The sequence below is a fragment of the Streptomyces sp. RLB3-17 genome (assembly GCF_007113425.2).
Classification (GTDB): domain Bacteria; phylum Actinomycetota; class Actinomycetes; order Streptomycetales; family Streptomycetaceae; genus Streptomyces; species Streptomyces mirabilis_D.
In genome coordinates this window covers 1,605,502-1,624,712 of sequence record NZ_CP041610.2, presented here as the reverse complement: position 1 = coordinate 1,624,712, position 19,211 = coordinate 1,605,502, and the positions used below count along the sequence as shown (strand labels likewise).

The window sequence follows — 19,211 nt, the reverse complement described above, 5'->3', positions numbered from 1 at the left end:
GCCTCTTCCCGCGACGCTGTCACTCGCCAACCGCGAGGATCCGCAGGGCAGGGGGCGTGTACGCCACACGAGTGGATCTGCCGGGGCGGCCGGCGGTCCTCCCGGCGGCGCCGAGATCACCGGGCCGGGACACCACGCAGTGAGAGGGGCCCCGGCCAGGGCGCATGCCGGGTGAAGGGATGCAGTCGCGACCCCCGCTGCCCATGGTGCTCGGCGGGCGCATGGGCAGCGCAGTTCGTAGATTGAAGAGGGAGCAACTCGCAGGGACACACGTGTGACGGCACCAGAGATCGACTACACGGCGGTGTTCGCCGTCCTTCCGAGCCCGTGCCTGATGCTGGGCACGGACCTGGTGATCGCCGCTGCCAACCCGGCCTTGTGCGAGGTGACCGGACGCAGCCGCGGCGAGCTGGTCGGGCAGTATCTCTTCGATGTCTTCCCGGACAACCCCGCCGACCCGGAGGCCGACGGGATGGAGACGCTGAAAGCCTCACTACACCGTGTCCTGTCCTCCGGCCAGACCGATCACATGGCGCTGCAGAGGTACGACATCCCGGTCGCCGGCAACCCCGAGGTGTTCAAGGAGCGGTGGTGGACCGCGATCAACGTGCCCGTCCTCGGCCCGGACGGCAAGGTCGCCTGGATCCTCCACCGGTCCGAGGACATGACCGACGTCGTCCGCGCCCGCCGCACGGCGCAGCTGCCGTCGGTCAGCCCCGGCCGGGAAGCGGCCATGGAAGCCGAGCTGTACGCCCGGGCACGGCAGCTGCAGCGGCTGAACGAGGAACTGCGGCAGGCGCACGCCCGTGAACGGCGCATCGCCGTCGCCCTGCAGGAAACCATGCTCCACACTCCTGACCTGGCCCGGCACCCTGACGTCGCCGTGCGCTACCTGCCTGCGACCGGATCACTGAACGTGTGCGGCGACTGGTACGACGCGGTCGACCTGCCCGCAGGCCGCTTCGCCGTCGCGGTCGGCGACGTGGTCGGCCACGGGCTAATGGCAGCCACCGTCATGGGCAGGCTCCGCAGCGCGCTGAGCGCCGCCACCCGCACCGTCCACGGCCCCGCCCAAGCACTGGAGGTCCTGGGGCTGTACGCCCGCTCGGTCGAGGGAGCACTGGCCGCCACCGCCGTCCAGGTCCTCGTCGACTGCCACAGCCATCTACTCATCTACAGCAGCGCTGGCCACCCCCCGCCCGTCCTGCTGCACCCTAACGGCACGTGCGAGCTGCTCGACCAGGCCACCGACCCACCGTTGGGTGGCCGCCCCGAACACGTTCCCCGCCCCCAGGCCACTACCACCTACACCCCGGGCGACACCCTCATCCTCTACACCGACGGCCTGATCGAACGCCGCGGTGAGGACATCTACACCGGCCTGACCCGCCTGACCGACACGCTCGCCACCTGCACCGGGTTCGGCGCGGAACACCTCGCCGACGCCCTCCTGGCCGGCCTGGACCTCACCAGCGGCGCAAGCGACGACATCGCCATGGTCGTCGTCCGCCTGGACGCAATGACCCGACCGCCCTGAGCGGGACGGTGCCGGAGATCGTGACGGCCGTCTGCCGGAGCTTCGCCGCCACCGCAGCTGCGGCAGATGCCGTGGCAGTGGCCAGGGTCGTCCGCGGGCCGTCCGACCTGATGGGTGGGTCGCTGTTCGTACGGGCAGACGGCTCTTACGCGGGCGGCTTCGGCGATACGGCCCTGGAGGCGACGGCGCGTGTCGAGGCCACTGTGGTCCTGGAGACAGGGCGCACGGGCACGATCGAGATCGGTGCCCGAGGCAGCCGGTGCGGTGAGCACCGCGAAGGCGTCCTCGTCTGAGTAACCGAAGTGCTGGATCGTGCAGGCGGCGGACGCCAGTGCTTCACGGCACAGGTCGTAGACGGCCGCCTCCACGCATCCTCCCGACACGCTCCCGATGACGGCGCCGTCGACGTCGACGGCCAGCGCCGCGCCCGGTTGCCTGGGAGCGCTGCCGTGGACCGCGACCACGGTCGCGACAGCGAAGGTCCGCCCCTGCTTACACCAGCGCGACAACTGGTCAGCGATGTCCAGCACGATGCTCCTTTCCGTGTTCGGCGGCGGCCGGGGTTTTCCGCGCGTTCACCGCGATGGCTTCGCGGATACGGTGGAAGGAGCCACAGCGGCAGACGTTCCGGACCTCGGCGAGGCCCAAGTCGCCGATCGCGTGGCCGCCGGAGTTGCCTGACCTCGGCGACGGCGGCCATGACACGTCCGGTCTGGCCGCCGCACTGTGCGACGCCGCGTACCAGGCATGCTTCCCGCGCCGGGCGCAGGGCCCTGCCGGCCGTGGCGGGAGGCCCTTGATGGTGGCCACCCTGTGCAGGCCCGCCCACGAGAGCCCCCCCGCGAGAGCTGACGCAGGTGCGCGTTACGCCCTGGGCGGGCCGCACTCGGGCGGGGGCAGGTCACATGTGCGCAGCGCCCGCCTTGATCGCTTCCCGGATGCGGTGGTAGGTCCCGCAGCGGCAGATGTTGCGGATCTCGTCGAGGTCGGATTCGCTGATCTCATGACCGGCGGCCTGTGCCTGCCTGACCTTGGCCACCGCCGCCATGATCTGCCCGGGTTGGCAGTAGCCGCACTGCGCCACGTCGTACTCCAGCCAGGCCTCCTGCATGGGGTGCAGGTCCTTGCCGACCGTGTCGGGCAGGCCTTCGATCGTGGTGATCTCGTCGTCCGGCCCCACGTCCTTGACCTCCACCGCGCAAGGATTGAAGGCCTTGCCGTTGAAGTGGGACGTGCAGGCCTTGCAGACATTGATGCCACAGCCGTACTTCGGTCCGGTGACGTCCAGTACGTCACGCAGGACCCACAGCAGTCGAAGGTTGTCATCGACGTCGACGGTGACGCGCTTGCCGTTGAGGATGAAGGTGTGCGTGCTCATGGTGCGCTCCTCAGTAGGTGTGGCTCAGGCCGTCGGACGGAGACTCGGGAATGGGTGGGATGAAGGGCTTGACCTCGAAGGACACCGTGTCGTGGTTGATCGGGAACCGGGTGGGCATCGTGCCGGTCGCACGGGCGTAGGCGCCCGCGACCGCGGCCACGGACGCGGCCACCCCGGCTTCGCCGGCACCACCGGGTTGCTCGGAGTCGGAGGGCATCACGATGCACTCGAAGTCAAAGGGGACGTTCCACTGCCGGGTGTAGAAGTAGTTGTCCCAGCTGGCTTCGAGGAAGTGCCCGTCGCGCAGGTGCAGGCTGCTGGTGAGGGCGAGCGCGATCCCGTCCGAGACACCACCCAGCATCTGGGCCTCCAGGCCCTGGGGGTTGATCACCAGTCCGGCGTCCACCGCGATCACGGCCTTGGTCACCCGCGGCCCGGTGACCGCGTTGTAGACCTTGCGGTTCACGGTCTCGGGCCGACAGTCGATCTCGACGAGCACCGCGGTCGCGCCCTTGTACTCGCTGTGGATCGCGATGCCCTGCGCCGTCCCGGCGGGCATCGTCCTGCCCCACTCGCCCACGTCAGCGACCTTCTGGAGCACCGCTTTGACCCGGTCGTTCTTGAGGAACGCAAGCCGGAACGCCAGCGGATCCCTGCCCATCTTCCGGGCGAGCTGATCGACCACCAGTTCATTGGCACACGCCACATCGGGCGAGTAGATGTTGCGCATGCTCCCGGTGTTGAAGCGCGCGTCGGTCTCGTTGAGCAGCTGGGTGACGACGCCGAAGTTATAGGGGAGTTCCTGGGTCAGCGTGAAGATGGTCTCGGAGAACCCCAGCGCGCCGAGCCCGGTTGGCAGCCTGTCGGCCGTCGCCGTGATCATCTCGCCGAGTCCGTGACTGAAGTCGGTGACCACACTGGTCTGCCGCTGTTCGAAGGTCAGCACTTGCCCGGCCAGGTACGTGGCCCGGATCCGCGAGGTCACCATGGGGTGCACCCGCCCTTGCCGAGGCTCGTCGGCGCGATGCCACATCAGCTTGACCGGCTTGCCCATCGCCTTGGAGATCTTGGCGGCCTCGATGGCGGGGTCAGCGAAGAGTTTGTGTCCGAACGACCCTCCGCCGGTGACGACGTTGACGGTGACCGCGTTCTGCGGCAGGCCGACTGCCTTGGCGATGTCACCCTGTGCCACGATCGGCACCTTCAGTCCCGCCCACACCGTCGCGCGGTCCGACCGGACGTCGGCGATCGCACAGTTCGGCTCGAGCGCGGCGCTGCTGCGGAACATGAAGGTGAAGTCCGCCTCCACCGTGCCCGCCAGCAGCGGGACCTTCGGGACCGCCAGCGGCAGCTCGGCCTTCCTCAGCCGGGCCAGGATCGTCTCGTCGGACTCGCCCGCGACCGGGCCCGGGTTCCACTCCACGTCGAGGGCACGCACCGCGTCGATGCACTGCCCGAATGTCTCCGCGCGAACAGCGACTCCCGTATCGACCATCGCCACATCCGTTATGCCCGGCATGGCAAGCACCGTGGCTCGGTTGTGTACCGACTTCGGCGAGCCGTTCAGAGTGGGTGGGCGGCAGACCATGGTCGGCAGCGCGTCCGGCACGTGAAGGTCCAGCGTGAACTGCTTCCGCCCGGTGACCGCAAGTCGGGCGTCCTCCCGCCGGTAGGGCTTGCCGATCACCGAGAAGCTCGAAGTGGCCTTGAGTTCGACCTCCACCGCCTTGACGGTGCGGCTGGCGGCCTTGGTGGCCAGAGAGCCGTAGGTCATTGATGACCCGTCAGGCGCGAAGATCGCCCCTTCCTTGGACTTCAGCAGCGCCACTGCCGAGCCGAGCTCGATCGCCGCGGCTTCCAGCAGCGCCTTCCTGGCGATCGCCGCGGCGACTCGTACCGGTGTGAAGGTCGAGACCGTGGTGTTCGATCCGCCGGTGAGCTGGTTGAACATCAACTCGGGGCGGGCCGGTGCCAAGGCCACGTGCACCTTGTCGACCGGCAGGTCGAGCTCCTCGGCGATGATCATCGCTGTCGAGGTGGTGATTCCCTGGCCGACCTCCATCCGCGGAAGCTCGAACGACGCGGTGCCGTCCTCGTTGATCACGATCTTGATCAGCGCGGACGTGGGGAGCGCGGCGTCGGTCTGCAGATCCTCGAGGTCGTACAACTCCGGGATCTGGGGCGCTGAGGGCACCGCGGCGTAGGCAGGTGTGCCCAGCCCGAGGTCGGCGGCCACGGCAAGCGTGGCTCCACCCAGCACATAGCCGATGAACGCGCGGCGGCCGACCCGCGCGCGCTCACCACGTCCAGAGGTGCGGCCACTCCTGGCAGGGACGTCGGTCATCGGCCATTCCTTTCTTGTTCCCAGTCGTTCGCTCCCGGGATCGGCAGACAGGCGCGTTCTCGGGACCAGCGCGGCAGGGAGCACTGGGCACAACCAGTTGTCGGCTCCCCATAGGCGAGCGGACCAGAGCCTAGAACCGCATAAAGTCCTGGTCTTTGGGCCGAGCACCAGCGAAGCGGGGCAGCAGATTGTGCGCGAGCACAACGGAAAGCAGGTATTCGCACGAGGAGAGAGTGAAATGAGGAGACAGTGAAAAAGGACAGTGAAAGGGGACTGCGAAAAGAGACAGTCAGAGGCCTGCCGGCGTCGGGAACCTCAGTCCGCCAGTTCCCCTGACCACCGGAAGACGCGCCGCGCCGGCCTTCGGCGGGATCGCCGGAGCGCGTCCGCGCGTACCGGTGTCCAGGCCGGCCGAGGCCTCATTCCGAGATAGTGCCCAGTCGCACGGCCTGCAGGGCAACGTAGAGCTCCGCGCAGGAGTCCGCGTCGCTGGTTCGCCGGCCGGTCAGTTCGGTGATCCTGCCCAGCCGGTACAGGACGGTGTTGCGGTGGCAGTGCAGGTGCTCGGCGGCCAGTGTGGTCGAGCCGCCGGTGGCGAACCAGACGCCCAAGGTGTCGAGCAGGACGGCTCGTTCCGTCGTCGGCAGGGTGAGCAGCGGCCCGAAGACCGTACGGGCCACCTCGGAAGCGGCGTCGGGTGAGGCCGCCGCGAGCAGGGCTATCGGCGAGCTCCCGTAGACGTGCGTGCCGGGGGTCCCGGGTGGCAGGCACTGGGCCGCCAGTTGGGCCTCCCGTCGAGCATTCGGCGCGTCCATGAGCGAGGCGAAGGGCCGGCTGATGCCCACGCGGGAGAGTGCGATGCCGTCGAGGCGTTCCTCCACCGCGACGACCAGCTGCTCGTTCGGCAGAGCGAGGAGGCCGAGCAGGCTGCCTGCCCGGTGGATCCACTCGCCGTCGATGTCGATCGCCCGCAGCTGTCCCTCGACCGTCGGCAGAGGGCCGACGCCGTCGTTGATCTCGCCGCACACCACCAGGAACGGTCCTTTGCGGTCCAGCCGCAGGACCCGCATGGCCTCCCAGGCCCTGGAGCTGTTCCCCGCGGTGCCGTCGAGCAGCGTGGTGAGCATGACGCGCCGTGCGGCGGCATCGCGGCATGCCTGTTCCTCCACCGCGACGCGGTAGGCCTCGGCAGCGGCGCTGGAGCACTCGTCGATGATCAACCAGATGTCCGAGGCCCTGTGCAGCAGCCAGGCTGCGCTGTCCTTGCCGAGGGCCATCGCCAGCAGCCGGTCCCAGATGAACCGCCCGCCAAGGCGGAAGGCATGCAGCAGAGCGGCCAGCGGGATGCCTTGTTCGGCCTTGAGCCGGCCCGCCGCCCGCGGGGCGTCCATGCTGGTGGGCACACCCCCGTTTTTCAAGGCTGCCAGCAGCGTGCACAGGTTGTCGTGCACGGGGGCGCGCAACTGCTCGTGGCTCAGCAGCATGCCCTCGGCGTACGAGCGCTCGCCGTTGAGGATCTCGGCGGTCAGTTCGTCGGTCAGTGAGTCCACCGAGACCAGGAGCCGGTCGAGCAGATCAGTCATGCACGGGTCGGTGCCCAGCGGCATGGTCATGCGCGGATGATAGACGCCCGCGATCGTGTGCGGGCCCAAAGCGTTCGGCATGAGGCCCGGCTACCGCCCGACCAGTTGCCCCGCCGTCCCGGGTGAGTCCTTTCTCCAACGAGCGCTGCCGCCTGTCTGCGCAACGAGTTGCACAGAAGGATCGCGATATGGCGCTCGAACCCGAGAGCCTCCGGCACGACCTCGCCGTGAAGATCCGTGGCGCGGCCTTCGACGACCCGGCGGTGCTGATCCGCGAGGTCGAGCGGCACCGGCAGGCGCACAGTTCCGAATCCGTACACCCGCCGCGCGCCACCCGGAGGTGGGTGGTGGATTGTGGCCAGTCTCAGCAGCACGACCGATCACCATGCCGGGCACACCGCCAACCGCGCGCGAGTGCGGACTGCAGCGACAATGGCCAGCACACCCGAAACCCGCTTGCACCTGCATGGATGAGGTATTCGGCAAGGGCAACGTAGACGCACGCAATGCGGCGGCATCCTCTACGCGTACACGCATGGAGCCTGACCAGCACGGATGAGGTATTCGGCAAGCGTGAGGTCAGGACTTCCACCGGACCGGCAGCTGACGCGGGCCGCGGATGAGCATGCCGTGGCGCCAGGTCAGGGCGGCCGGGTGGGCGTCGAGGGCGAGGTCGGGGCAGCGCTCCAGCAGAGCACGGATCGCGATCCGAGCCTCCATGCGGGCGAGCGGCGCGCCGAGGCAGTAGTGGATGCCGTGGCCGAAGGCGACATGACCATTGGCGGGCCGCCGGACGTCGAAGCGACCGGGGTCGGGGAAGCGTGCCGGGTCGTGGTTTGCGTCCGCCAGGGCCACGAGGACCAGCTCACCACCGCCGGGGATGACCGTATTGCCGATCTCGACCGGCTCGGTGGTGAACCTGAACGTCGGCGTCTCCACCGGCCCGTCGTAGCGCAGCATCTCCTCCACCGCGTTGTCCATGAGCGTCATGTCCTCGCGCAGTGCAGCGACTTGGTCGGCATGGGTCAGCAGGGCCAACACGCCGTTGGAGATCAGATTGACCGTGGTCTCATGCCCCGCGACCAGCAGCAGCCAAGCGGTACCGCGCAGTTCGTCCGCAGACAGCCGGTCGCCCTCCTCGTCGGTGGTGCGAATCAGGGCGCTCATCAGGTCCTGGCCCGGGGCCAGGCGCTTACGCTCCAGCAACTCGGCGAGATACGTCGCCACCTCACCCGTCGCCGCCAGCCGCGCCCCCGGGTCGGGGTCAGTGAGGATCGTGCCGGTCCAGGCGCGGAACGCGGCCCGGTCCAGCATCGGCACGCCGAGCAGCTCGCAAATCACCGAGATTGGCAGCGGGAACGAGAGTGCCTCGACCAGTTCGGCCCGCCCGTCCGGAAGCGCCACCATCGCGTCGATCAACTCGTCGGTGATCTGCCGCACGCGTGGCGCGAACTGTTCGATCCGGCGCGGAGTGAACTCACGGACGACCAGCTTGCGCAGCCGCTCATGGTCCGGCGGGTCGGAGTTGAGCATGTGCGGGCCCGCAGATGGACTGGGGATTGGAAAGGTGGGCGACGCGTTCTTCCACTGCTTGGACAACCGCGGATCTACGAGCGCCGCTCGGCCGGCCTCGTACCCGACGACAAGCCAGGCCTCCGTACCCTCCGGAATCCGCACCTTGTGCACGGGTCCGCGCTCGCGCAGCGCCGCGTAAACCGGATACGGATCGCGGACGAAGTCCTCGCCCATCGCCACCAGATCGATCGCCTCGGCTGCCGCCACCGCCTGCCCCCGTCTCCCAGTTCGCCCGACGCTAGCAGTGGGCGCCGCTTCGGCGAAGGACACATCCAGCCGAACGGGGTGGGGAAAACCGGAACGACGCGGACGAAAAAGGCGAGCACGGAAACCGCCATGAGCCTGAAGATCACGGTGGCGTGGGGGATGAAGGTTGCAATCCCCTCGCAGCATGGAGAGTTCCCATGCTTGCATGCTTGCGCGTGCTGGAAACCCCGTCCGTGCAGGTCAGGCGGATTCCCCGTACAAGTAGTCGTCGACGCCCTCACTGAGGTCCTCGGGGCCATCGAAGACGAAGAGAGCCGCCAACCGGGGGGCCGGAGTCTCGTCTGGCTCTACCAGGCGCGCAGCAGTGCTCACCGGGCCTCGTCGTCCTGCTCGCCGCGCGAGGTGTCGGCGTTGCATGAGTCCGCCCACTCCTCGCTCCACCGCACCAGGAAAGAACGCCGGTCGAAGTTCTCATCCGCCAAGACGGCAATCCTTCCAGCCGCCACTCACGACACCGGTCTGTTGCACGGCAGTTGTGCTCCCCGGACCGCCCTTCTGCCGTTCCGGTCATCCGCGGTGTCCACTCGCATCCGCGCTGCGGCATTCACTCCGCCCCCGGGGCGGCAGAACGAGCGTCTACGGTCACCCCTGCTCCTTCACGACACGAAGTGGCCTACGACAGAGCGTCGGCCCAGCAGCACACCCCGGCCGGCCCGGATTTCGCTGCGCAGGCCGGGTCTTGCGGTGCGCGGACTGGGAGCGGTCTCGGGGCTGCGAATGCGCAGGGTGCACCAGGCGGTGACCAGGTAGGAGACCGCGTCCGCGGCGACTGCGCGGGCGGCGCCGATCAGGCCGATGAGCGCTCCGGCGAGGGCCGGGCCGCCGATGTCGGCCAGCGTGTTGGCGCTGGCCAGTTTGGCGTCGGCCTCCAGAAGCCGATGCGGTGGCAGAAGGCGTGGAATGTAGGACAGGCTTGCAGCCATGCCCACCACGTGGCAGGAGCCGACCACGAAGGCGGCCACCCACAGCTGCATCAGGGTCAGCCTGTCGTAGGAGGCCGCCGGCGGGATGGACGCCGTCGCCGCCGCGCTGATCAGACTCGTCGCCATCATCAGGGGACGTTTGCGGACGCGGTCGCACCAGGCGCCGGCGGGCAGCGAGAACAGCAGGGGCGGGGTCTTGTGCACGGCCGCGAGGACGGCGGCTTCCCACGTCGTGGCGTGAAGGCTCACGACCGCGACCAGGGAGATCGCCACTGAACTGGGCGATGAGCCCAGGACGTCGCTGGCCTCACCTGCCCAGTGGAGGCGGAAGTCGCGGTGGCGCCAAAGACTCGAGTCTGCGCTGGATTTCATGCCAGGCCGTCCACCGACGTCGCGGGCGGTGTGCCGTAGGCGAAGGGCGTGAAGTGCGCGGGGGTGTGGTCGATGAGCAGGTCGGGACGCCAGGCCGACAGTGCCGTCACCGGCCTTCCTGACATCTTGGTCAGCTACTGAGCTTGAAAGCGTGATGTCGTCGCAAGGAGGTTGCCCGGTCGGACCGGGGCCGCCTCGTTGCGTGCGGTGCTGCGGCGGTCGTTGTCGGCGTGGCCTATGCGTCGACGGACTTCGCGGCCTCACGGATCACATTGAGGACGAAGTCAGGATGCGAGAGCCTGGGAACGTGGCTGCTGTCCACGGGATGGATATTGGCGCCCATGCGCTCGGCGGCGGACCGCTCCAGGTCGGGGTGCACGGTGTGGTGGTTGTGGCGACGATGAACCAGCTTGGCTTCGTCCGCCAGGCGGTGCCGGGAACCTGCTGATTGAACAGGTCCGCCACTGGCACAGCGCCCGTCGCCAGGACGAGCTTCTGCTCCGCTTCGGGGAGGTCGCCGCAGAAGTGCGGGACGCCCGAGGGCTTGAGCCACACGCGGCCGTCAGCGACGTCCACGTGCTCGAAGATGGGTGTGCGGGGGAATTTGTCCTGCTGTTCCTGCGACGTCTCGTCCTCGTCCGGGGCGAGCGCGGCGATGTACACCAGAGCGCCGACGCGGTCGTGGGTGCCCGCTTTGGTGATCAGGGTCCCACCGTGGGAGTGACCGACTAGCACGATCGGGCCGGGGACGTGGTTGAGCGTGAAGTTGACGCACGCGACGTCGCTTTCGAGCGAGTCGAGGCCGTGCTGTGAGGCGAACACCTCGTGCCGTTCAGCCTGGAGCGTGGGGATGAGCTTGTTGAAGCACGACCCCCAGGAGGAGGTGGACCACTACTGGAACAAGTTCGTCGAGGACGGCGGCGAGGCGGGGCCCTGCGGTTGGGTCAAGGACAAGTACGGCCTGTCCTGGCAGGTCGTGCCGAGCAGGCTCATCGACCTGATCAGCGACCCGGACACCGAGAAGGCGGCCAGGACGGCCCAGGCGATGTACAAGATGTCCAAGCTGGACATCGCGGCCCTGGAGAAGGCGTACGCGGGCGAGTAACGCACCCACGGCACCACGCGGTCGGCCCGCTGCTCCTCCCCCCCCGGGCGAGGAGCGGCGGGCCGACCGCTGTGCGGTGCCGAGGTGGTCTCGTCCACCGCCCCCGATCGGCCGAGTCCGTGGGTTCGACATCCTCACCCACCCCGTAACGAGTGGGTTTCCGAGGTTAATTTCCGCGTTCCAAGGGTTGGCGCGGAACCATCTCCTCGTTATCGTTCACGCACTTCACTCAATCGTTCCGCTGAACGAATAGCGAGAAGGACGGTCGGTCCATGTCCGACATCCACCACCCGGGACGGCGATCGGTCCTCGCCGCGGGAGCCGCCAGCGCCGCGGCACTCGGTGCGTCCTGGCTGCTCACCGGCTGTACGGGTGCCGCGGCCGCACCCGTGCTGCCCGCGGCGGCGAAGAAGGGCGCCCCCGACCGCGGCGGCACCCTCCGCATCGCCCGGCCGCCCGCCTCCGAGGCCGAGACGCTGGATCCGGCCAGCGCCCTTTCCGCGTACGAATACCTCGGCGCCCTCTACAACCGCCTCGTCCGCGTCGACGCGAACGGCGACCTCGTCCCCGACCTCGCCGAGTCCTGGGAGCCCGACGCCCAGGCCCGCACCTGGACCTTCCGCATCCGCGGGGGCGTCACCTTCCACGACGGCCGAAGGCTCACCGCCGCGGACGCCGCCTACACCCTGCGCCACATCCTCGACAAGGCGACCGCCTCGCCCCAGGCCGCCGTCCTCGCCCCGCTGATCGACCCCAAGACGCTCCGCACACCCGACGAGCACACCCTCGTCGTGCCGCTGAAGACCCCCAACGCGGAGTTCCCGAGCCTGCTCACGCACTACAACTGCTACGTCGTGCCCGACGGCAGCGCCCGTTCCATCGGGCGGACCGGCATCGGCACGGGCCCCTTCAAGCTGGAGTCCTTCGCCCCCGCGGGGCCCGGCCGTGTCACCGCGTACACGGACCACTGGCAGGGCCGCCCCGTCCTCGACGCGATCGCCTTCTACTCCGTCGCCGACATGTCCGCCCGCTCGAACGCGCTGCTCGCAGGGCAGGTCGACCTGCTCTCCCAGACCAATCTGGACTTCGCGACCGCCCGGGTCGTCGCCGCCTCCAGCCGTGCCACCGTCGCCCGCGTGAAGAACGCCCAGTGGTACGTGCTCCCGATGCTCACCACGGAGAAGCCCTTCACGGACGTACGGGTGCGGCAGGCGATGAAGCTCGCCTACGACCCCGAGCACGTGGTGAAGGTCGCGCTCCAGGGCGCGGGCACCGCCGGCTGGGACAACCCCGTGCCGCCCGGCGACCCCGCGCACATCGCCGCGCACCCCGCGCACGACCCGGAGAAGGCCAGGTACCTGCTGAAGCAGGCCGGACACGAGGGCTTCACGACGGACCTCTACACCTCCTCCTACGACCCGATCTTCACGCCGATGGCGCTCGCCTACCAGGACTCGGCCAGACGCGCGGGCATCCGGATCAAGGTCAAGACGGCCGCGGCGGACTCGTACTACACCCAGATCTGGATGAAGAAGCCGCTCATGGCCACCTACTGGTACACCGGCAGACCCGTCGACCAGCTCTTCACGCAGGTCTTCCGCGGCGGCTCCTCGTACAACGAGACCGCCTGGTCCGACAAGGACTTCGACGCCCTGCTCGACCGGGCGCGGCGGGAGACGGACGACAACCGGCGGCGCGAACTGTACGGCGAGGCGCAGACCTTCGTCGTCGAGAAGGGCGGGGCGATGACCCCGATGTTCGCCGACCGGCTCGTGGGCCTGTCACGGAAGGTGCGCGGATACGCCGAGCACGGCTTCGAGTTCGACTACCTCGGCATCGGCCTGAAGGGAGCCTGAGCAGTGATCTCCTTCATGGCCCGCAGGGTGGCCGCCGCCCTCGGCACCCTCTTCCTCTCCTCGGTCCTCGTCTTCCTCGCCGTCCAGGCGCTGCCCGGCGACGTCGCCACCCAGGTCCTCGGCAAGGACGCCACCCCGGACGCCGTCGCCGCCCTGCGCGAGAAACTGAGCCTCGACCGGCCCGCCTGGGAGCGGTACACCGACTGGGTGCGCGGCGCCCTGCACGGCGACTTCGGCACCTCCCTGGTCTCCGGGAAGGCGGTCGGCGGCGAGGTCTCCATGTACCTCGGCAACTCCGCGCTGATCGCCCTGATCACCGTCCTGTTCGCCGTCACCGGTTCGATCGTGCTCGGCATCCTCGCGGGCCTCTACCGCGACCGCTGGCCCGACCACCTCATCTCGACCGTCAGCCTCGTCGGCATGAGCGTCCCCGAGTTCGTGGTCGCCACCGTGCTGGTGCTCTGCTTCTCCGTCGCACTGCCGTGGTTCCCCGCGGTCGTGCTCTACGGTCCCGACGCGAGCGTCGGCCAACTCCTGCCCGCCGTCTGGCTGCCCGCCCTCGCCCTGGCCGTGGTGATGGCCGCGTACATCGTGCGGATGGCCCGGACCTCGGTCATCGACGTCATGGCGAGCGAGTACGTCACCACCGCCCGCCTCAAGGGCCTGTCGACCTGGCGGGTCGTCACCCGGCACGCCCTGCCCGGCGCCATGCTGCCGACCCTGCACGTCATCGCGCTGAACGTGGCCTGGCTGGCCGGCGGGGTCGCCGTCGTCGAGAACGTCTTCAACTACCCGGGCATCGGCAAGCTGATGCTCTCCTCCGTGCAGAACCGCGACCTGCCCGTCATCCAGGCCATCGCCCTCATCAGCGCCGTCGTCTACGTCGTCTGCAACCTCGCTGCCGACCTCGGCGCCATGGCCCTCAACCCCAAGCTCCGTACGCGCGGGAGGACCCGATGACCACCCTCGACACCGCCCCGTCGGCCCCGCCCGCGACCGCTCCGGCGCGCGCCGCCCGCGCCTGGCGCACCGTACGCTCCTCGCGCGCCGCCGTGATCGGCCTCGCGATCGTCGCCGTCCACGTACTGATCGCCGTGCTCGCGCCGCTCCTGACCTCCTACGACCCCATCGCCAACGACTCCGCGCACGCCCTGTCCGGTCCCGGCTGGGACCACTGGGCGGGCACGGACCAGTACGGGCGCGACGTCCTCGCCCGGGTGCTGTACGGCGGCCGTTACGCGCTCGGCGTGTCCGTCGCCGCGACCCTGGTGACCGTCGCCCTCGGCACGGTCGTGGGCTGCGCGGCGGCCCTGCGCGGCGGCTGGTTCGACGACGTCCTGGGCCGGGTCCTCGACGCGGTCCTCGCCGTGTCGTCGATCCTCGCCCTGCTCGTCGTCGTCACGGCGCTGGGCACCGGCCCGGCGGTCATCGTCCTCGCGATCGCGGTGGTGTACGTGCCCCAGGTCGTACGGGTCGTACGGGGCGCGGCACTCGCCGTGGTGCCCGCCGACTACGTCACCGCGGCCCGGGCCCGGGGCGAGGGCACCTGGTCGATCCTGCGGCGCGAAGTCCTGCCGAACATCACGGACGTCGTGTGCGTGGAGTTCGCGATGCGGGCGTCATGGGTCGTGCTGCTCGTCAGCTCCCTCTCCTTCCTCGGCTTCGGCGCCGATCCGCCCACCCCCGACTGGGGGCTGATGGTCGCCGAGAACCGCACCGCCATCACCGTCGTCCCGATGGCGAGCCTCGCGCCGATCATCGCCCTGGCCACGCTCGTGGTCGGGCTCAACCTCGCCGCCGACGGCCTGTCCAAGGCGTGGGGCGTCGACCGGATCAGGGAGGGCTCCTGATGGCCTCGATCGTGTCCGTGAACTCGTTGTCCGTGGCCTACCGTTCGGGCGGCCGTGACGTGCCCGTCGTGCACGAGGTGTCGTGGGAGGTGGCCGAAGGACGGACGCTCGCCCTCGTCGGCGAGTCCGGCAGCGGCAAGTCCACCGTCGCCGCCACTCTCCTCGGACATCTGCGGCACGGCTCCCGGATCACCGCCGGTTCCGTCCACGTCGACGGCTCGGACGTCTTCTCCCTGTCCGCACGGGAGTTGAGGCGGCTGCGCGGGAACACGGTCGCCATGGTCGCGCAGAACGCCGGCCACGCGCTCACGCCCTCCATGCGCATCGGCCGGCAGATCGCCGAGGCCGGCGGTGACGTTCCCGTCGTCGACCTGCTCGAACAGGTCCGGCTGCCCCGCCCCGCCGAACTCGCCCGCCGCTACCCGCACGAGCTCTCCGGCGGCCAGCAGCAGCGCGTCGCCATCGCCATGGCCGTCGCGGCCCGCCCCAAGGTCCTCGTCCTCGACGAACCGACGACCGGGCTCGACGTCGTCACCCAACGCGGCGTCCTCGACCTCATCGGCGCCCTGCGCGACGAACTGGGCCTCGCCGCCGTGCTGGTGAGCCACGACCTCGGGGTCGTCGCGCACATGGCCGACGAGGTGACCGTGCTGCGCTCCGGTCGCGTCGTGGAGTCCGCGCCCACCCGGCAGCTCTTCGCGATGCCCCAGGACCCGTACACCAGACGCCTGCTGGCGAGCGTGCCTCGGCTCGACGACGCCGGTCTCGCGCTCGTCGGCGCGGCGGGCGAGCGGGAGGTGCGGCCCAAGGTACCCGTGCCGGACACCGCTCCGGTGGCGGTCTCGGCGCGCGACCTCACCATCGACTACGGGTCCTCGCGCGCGGTGCACGGAGTGTCCTTCGACGTCCGGCGCGGCGAGGTCCTCGCGCTCGTCGGGGAGTCGGGAAGCGGCAAGTCGACGCTGGCCTGGACGCTGGCCGGCCTGCGCACCCCGTCCGGCGGCACGATGACCCACGAGTCCGGCGACCTCGCGCGCTCCGCGCAGAAGCGGCCGCTCGCCCTGCGTCGCCGGGTACAGCTGGTCTTCCAGAACGCGGACACCTCCCTGAACCCGCGCCGCTCGGTGGGCGACGCGGTCCGCCGTCCGCTGCGCTTCTTCGGCACGGCCGCGACACGGACACAGGCGGCGGACCGTGCCCGGCGGCTCATCTCCGACGTACGGCTCGACCCGGCCCTCGCCGACCGGCTGCCCGCCCAGCTCTCCGGCGGCCAGCGCCAGCGCATCGGCATCGCGCGGGCACTGGCGGGCGAGCCGGACGTCCTGATCGCCGACGAGATCACCACCGCCCTCGACGTCTCCGTCCAGGCCGACGTGCTGCGCCTCCTGGACGACCTGCGCCGGGAACGCGAACTGGCCTGTCTGTTCATCAGCCACGACCTCGCGGTCGTCCGGGGCATCGCGGACCGGGTCGTGGTGCTGCGGCACGGGGTCGTGGTCGAGGAAGGGCCCACGGACGCGGTGTTCGCCTCGCCCGGACACCCGTACACCCGCCGGCTGATGGCGGCCGCCCTCGAACCCGACCCGGACGCGGCACCCTTCGTCGACGGCGCCGTCGACTGGAGCGACGCCGCCGAACCCGACGACCTGTGGACGGACCACGGCCCGGGACACCGGGTACGCCGCTGGCGCCCGGCAGACCGGCTCATCACCGAGGGAGTTTCGTGAAGTACCGCGAGCAGTTCGAGCGCCAGGTCGTCCGCGAGGACGTCTGGATCCCCACCCGGGACGGGAACACCCGCCTGCACGCCCGCGTCTGGCGTCCGGTCGACGCGGACACCGATCCCGTCCCCGCGCTCCTCGAATACCTCCCGTACCGCAAGAGCGACTGGACCGCGCCCCGGGACGCCCAGCGCCACCCCTGGTACGCCGGGCACGGCTACGCCTCCGTCCGCGTCGACATCCGCGGCCACGGCGACAGCGAGGGAACGCCCGGCGACGAGTACGACGCGCAGGAACTCGCCGACGGCGTCGACGTCGTCAACTGGCTGGCCGCGCAGCCCTGGTGCACCGGCAAGGTCGGCATGTTCGGCATCTCGTGGGGCGGCTTCAACTCCCTCCAGATCGCGGCCCTCGCCCCCGAACCGCTGAAGGCGATCGTCACCGTCTGCTCGACGGACGACCGCTACGACAACGACGTGCACTACACGGGCGGCGCCCTGCTCGGCATCGACATGCTCGCCTGGGCCGGCACCATGCTCGCGTTCGCCTCCCGCCCGCCGGACCCGGCGAGCGTCGGCCACGACCGCCTGCTGCCCATGTGGCGCGAGCGCCTGGAAGCCCTCGAACCCTTCCTGCACACCTGGCTCGCCCACCAGCGGCGCGACGACTACTGGCGGCACGGCAGCGTCTGCGAGGACTACGACGCCATCGACGCGGCCGTCCTCGCGGTCGGCGGCTGGCACGACCCCTACCGCGACACCGTGCTGCGGCTGGTGGAGCATCTGCCGGGCGACCGCGTACGGGGGCTGATCGGCCCCTGGTCGCACCAGTACCCGGACCGCGGGCTGCCCCCGGGCCCCGCGATCGGCTTCCTCCAGGAGACCCTGCGCTGGTGGGACCAGCACCTGAAGGGCATCGACACGGGCATCATGCGGGAGCCGCTGCTCCGCGCCTGGATCAACGACCCGGTCCCGCCCGCCACGTCGTACGACGTCATGCCGGGGCGCTGGGTCGGTGACACGAACTGGCCCTCCCCGTCGGTCACCTGGGACGAACGGACCCTCGGGGCGGGCGAGGCTCCCGTCCTCGTACGCTCGCCCCAGCACACCGGCCTCGACGCGGGCCGCTTCTTCCCCTTCGGCAACGCGAGCGACCTGCCGCCCGACCAGCGCGAGGAGGACGGCCGTTCGGTCTGCTTCGACTCGGCGCCGCTCACGGAGCGCGTCGAGATCCTCGGCCGCCCGCGCGTCCGGCTCCGCCTCGACAGCGCGACCCCGCGCGCCAACGTCGTCGCCCGCCTCTGCGACGTCGCCCCCGACGGCTCGTCCACCCTCGTCACCCGGGGTGTGCTGAACCTGCTCTCCCGGCACGGGCGCGACCGGGCCGTGGAGTGGACGCCGGGGACGTACGAGGACGTCGAGTTCGAACTCAGCGGCATCGGGTACGCCTTCCCGCCCGGCCACCGTGTCCGCGTCGCGGTCTCCGACGCGTACTGGCCGTGGGTGTGGCCGCACGGCGAACGCGGCGAACTGAGCGTCGTACCCGCGCGCAGCTCGCTGCTGCTTCCCGTGCGGGAGCCGGGGGAGGAGCCGCCGATCCGCTTCGAGGAACCCGAGCAGGCACCCCCGCTCCCGGTGACCTACGACCAGCCCGCCGCACCGCGGCCCGAGCGGCTGGTCACACACGACGTGGCCACGGGGGAGTGGACCCTGGAGGTCGACCCCAACTACGGGGGATCGCGGACGTATCCCGACGGACTGCGCTACGAGGAGAGCGCCCGGGAGACCTACCGCATCCGCCGCGACGATCCGCTCTCCGCGTCCGCGGTCTCCGAATGGACGATCCGGCTGACGCGCGGGGAGGATGGGGACGCGGAGATCGTGACGCGGACCGAGCTGCGCGCCACGGCCGCGGACTTCATCATGGACAGCCGCATCGAGGCACGGGCGAACGGAGAGACAGTGGCCAAGCGCGCATGGCACCACACCACCCCGAGGACGTCGGTATGAAGGCCGCCAGGACCCCTCGTCGTGCCGTCGCCGCCGCCGACCGCACCCGCCAGCCCACCGAGGTGCGACGCCGCCTCATCGTGGAGGCCGCCGTGCCGCTGATCGCCGAGCGCGGCTACGCGTCGGTGGGGGTGCGTGACGTCGCCGCCGCGGCCGGGGTGTCCGTCGGCACGGTCACGTACCACTTCGGGAGCGTGCAGGAGATCCTCTCCGAGGCGATGGTGCTGCACATCGAGCGGTACTACGCGGCGCTCAGCGAGGCCGCCGCGCAGGCGGCCGGCGCGGCCGAGGCGCTGCGGCTGCTCGTCGACGCGCTGTTCACCGAGGACACCGACCGGCACTGGCGGATGTGGTTCGACTACTGGAACGCGGGCGACCAGGACCCGGACCAGGCCTTCGCCCGCGGCCAGGCCGAGCGCTACGAGGCCTGGCACACCCAGATCCGCGAACTGGCCGAACGAGGCGTCGCCGAAGGGGAGTTCAGCTCCGACGACCTGGACGGCTTCACGGTGCGCTTCGCCGCCCTCGCCGACGGCCTCGCCCTGCAACGGCTGCGGCAGGCACCTCCGCTGAGCACCGAGGACGCGCGTCGCCACCTCAACCGCCTGATCGAAACGGAACTCCGACGGCGGTCGTGAGACGGTCGCCGGGCCCCGCACAATGGTGCCCGGCACCGAACAGGAGGACCCTC

14 protein-coding genes and 3 pseudogenes are annotated in these 19,211 nt (G+C 70.2%); 10 read left to right on the top strand and 7 right to left on the bottom strand.

Features of this window, described 5'->3' with window-relative positions; genetic code table 11:
- The first annotated feature begins 334 nt into the window (after positions 1 to 334).
- Positions 335 to 1,537, top strand: coding sequence for a PP2C family protein-serine/threonine phosphatase (locus FNV62_RS07805; RefSeq protein ID WP_263986824.1), 1,203 nt, complete (start codon positions 335 to 337; stop codon positions 1,535 to 1,537).
- Between the two features lie 110 nt (positions 1,538 to 1,647).
- On the top strand, positions 1,648 to 1,830 hold the full coding sequence (locus FNV62_RS07800; RefSeq protein WP_240363130.1) for an XdhC family protein: 183 nt from the start codon (positions 1,648 to 1,650) through the stop codon (positions 1,828 to 1,830).
- On the opposite strand, the pseudogene FNV62_RS07795 reads toward FNV62_RS07800, so the two are convergent.
- The 4 genes and pseudogenes from FNV62_RS07795 to FNV62_RS07780 all read right to left on the bottom strand — a co-directional run.
- A pseudogene (locus tag FNV62_RS07795) lies at positions 1,807 to 2,067 on the bottom strand (XdhC family protein); the annotation flags it as partial. The gene FNV62_RS07800 and the pseudogene FNV62_RS07795 overlap by 24 nt on opposite strands.
- 371 nt (positions 2,068 to 2,438) lie before the next feature.
- Positions 2,439 to 2,915, bottom strand: a complete 477-nt coding sequence (locus FNV62_RS07790) for a (2Fe-2S)-binding protein (protein ID WP_097283223.1) — start codon at positions 2,913 to 2,915, stop codon at positions 2,439 to 2,441.
- A gap of 10 nt (positions 2,916 to 2,925) precedes the next feature.
- A complete protein-coding gene (locus FNV62_RS07785; protein WP_143607205.1) occupies positions 2,926 to 5,259 on the bottom strand; it encodes a molybdopterin cofactor-binding domain-containing protein in 2,334 nt (777 codons plus the stop codon).
- 419 nt (positions 5,260 to 5,678) lie between these two features.
- The gene (locus FNV62_RS07780) at positions 5,679 to 6,872 is read right to left on the bottom strand and encodes a PucR family transcriptional regulator (protein ID WP_164404844.1); all 1,194 of its coding nucleotides are present in this window, start codon (positions 6,870 to 6,872) and stop codon (positions 5,679 to 5,681) included.
- 164 nt (positions 6,873 to 7,036) lie between these two features.
- On the opposite strand from FNV62_RS07780, the pseudogene FNV62_RS07775 reads away from it, so the two are divergent.
- Positions 7,037 to 7,162, top strand: a pseudogene (locus FNV62_RS07775) (PadR family transcriptional regulator); the annotation flags it as partial.
- 259 nt (positions 7,163 to 7,421) lie between these two features.
- Here the strand turns inward: FNV62_RS07775 and FNV62_RS07770 are convergent.
- The 3 genes from FNV62_RS07770 to FNV62_RS07760 all read right to left on the bottom strand — a co-directional run bounded on the left by FNV62_RS07770 (position 7,422) and on the right by FNV62_RS07760 (position 10,801).
- Positions 7,422 to 8,591: a cytochrome P450 family protein gene (locus FNV62_RS07770; RefSeq protein WP_097288759.1), complete on the bottom strand. Its 1,170-nt coding sequence runs from the start codon at positions 8,589 to 8,591 to the stop codon at positions 7,422 to 7,424.
- Positions 8,592 to 9,280: 689 nt separating this feature from the next.
- On the bottom strand, positions 9,281 to 9,979 hold the full coding sequence (locus FNV62_RS07765) for an MFS transporter (RefSeq protein WP_144314919.1): 699 nt from the start codon (positions 9,977 to 9,979) through the stop codon (positions 9,281 to 9,283).
- A 267-nt stretch (positions 9,980 to 10,246) separates the two neighbouring features.
- Positions 10,247 to 10,801: an alpha/beta hydrolase gene (locus FNV62_RS07760; RefSeq protein ID WP_205523136.1), complete on the bottom strand. Its 555-nt coding sequence runs from the start codon at positions 10,799 to 10,801 to the stop codon at positions 10,247 to 10,249.
- Positions 10,802 to 10,853: 52 nt separating this feature from the next.
- Here FNV62_RS07760 and FNV62_RS07755 point away from each other — a divergent pair.
- From FNV62_RS07755 to FNV62_RS07725, 7 genes and pseudogenes are all read left to right on the top strand, one after another.
- Positions 10,854 to 11,084 (top strand): annotated as a pseudogene (locus FNV62_RS07755) (VOC family protein); the annotation flags it as partial.
- Between the two features lie 272 nt (positions 11,085 to 11,356).
- The gene (locus tag FNV62_RS07750) at positions 11,357 to 12,940 is read left to right on the top strand and encodes an ABC transporter substrate-binding protein (RefSeq protein WP_144314917.1); all 1,584 of its coding nucleotides are present in this window, start codon (positions 11,357 to 11,359) and stop codon (positions 12,938 to 12,940) included.
- A gap of 3 nt (positions 12,941 to 12,943) precedes the next feature.
- Positions 12,944 to 13,900 carry an ABC transporter permease gene (locus FNV62_RS07745; RefSeq protein WP_144314915.1) on the top strand — a complete coding sequence of 319 codons (957 nt, stop codon included), beginning with the start codon at positions 12,944 to 12,946 and terminating at the stop codon, positions 13,898 to 13,900.
- On the top strand, positions 13,897 to 14,790 hold the full coding sequence (locus tag FNV62_RS07740; RefSeq protein WP_143612562.1) for an ABC transporter permease: 894 nt from the start codon (positions 13,897 to 13,899) through the stop codon (positions 14,788 to 14,790). Before FNV62_RS07745 ends, FNV62_RS07740 begins: the two co-directional genes overlap by 4 nt.
- A complete protein-coding gene (locus tag FNV62_RS07735) occupies positions 14,790 to 16,517 on the top strand; it encodes a dipeptide ABC transporter ATP-binding protein (RefSeq protein WP_143612561.1) in 1,728 nt (575 codons plus the stop codon). The genes FNV62_RS07740 and FNV62_RS07735 overlap by 1 nt, the downstream gene beginning before the upstream one ends.
- A complete protein-coding gene (locus FNV62_RS07730; protein ID WP_144314914.1) occupies positions 16,514 to 18,520 on the top strand; it encodes a CocE/NonD family hydrolase in 2,007 nt (668 codons plus the stop codon). The genes FNV62_RS07735 and FNV62_RS07730 overlap by 4 nt, the downstream gene beginning before the upstream one ends.
- Entirely contained in the window at positions 18,517 to 19,158 is a 642-nt protein-coding gene (locus tag FNV62_RS07725) for a TetR/AcrR family transcriptional regulator (protein ID WP_225900195.1), read from the top strand. Before FNV62_RS07730 ends, FNV62_RS07725 begins: the two co-directional genes overlap by 4 nt.
- The last annotated feature ends 53 nt before the right edge of the window (positions 19,159 to 19,211 follow it).

Coding starts and splice junctions, on each gene's coding strand:
- FNV62_RS07750 (WP_144314917.1), top strand. CDS start 11,357: ATGTCCGACATCCACCACCCGGGACGGCGATCGGTCCTCGCCGCGGGA.
- FNV62_RS07770 (WP_097288759.1), bottom strand. CDS start 8,591: ATGGGCGAGGACTTCGTCCGCGATCCGTATCCGGTTTACGCGGCGCTG.
- FNV62_RS07735 (WP_143612561.1), top strand. CDS start 14,790: ATGGCCTCGATCGTGTCCGTGAACTCGTTGTCCGTGGCCTACCGTTCG.
- FNV62_RS07790 (WP_097283223.1), bottom strand. CDS start 2,915: ATGAGCACGCACACCTTCATCCTCAACGGCAAGCGCGTCACCGTCGAC.
- FNV62_RS07805 (WP_263986824.1), top strand. CDS start 335: ATGCTGGGCACGGACCTGGTGATCGCCGCTGCCAACCCGGCCTTGTGC.
- FNV62_RS07740 (WP_143612562.1), top strand. CDS start 13,897: ATGACCACCCTCGACACCGCCCCGTCGGCCCCGCCCGCGACCGCTCCG.
- FNV62_RS07780 (WP_164404844.1), bottom strand. CDS start 6,872: ATGACCATGCCGCTGGGCACCGACCCGTGCATGACTGATCTGCTCGAC.
- FNV62_RS07800 (WP_240363130.1), top strand. CDS start 1,648: ATGGGTGGGTCGCTGTTCGTACGGGCAGACGGCTCTTACGCGGGCGGC.
- FNV62_RS07785 (WP_143607205.1), bottom strand. CDS start 5,259: ATGACCGACGTCCCTGCCAGGAGTGGCCGCACCTCTGGACGTGGTGAG.
- FNV62_RS07725 (WP_225900195.1), top strand. CDS start 18,517: ATGAAGGCCGCCAGGACCCCTCGTCGTGCCGTCGCCGCCGCCGACCGC.
- FNV62_RS07765 (WP_144314919.1), bottom strand. CDS start 9,979: ATGAAATCCAGCGCAGACTCGAGTCTTTGGCGCCACCGCGACTTCCGC.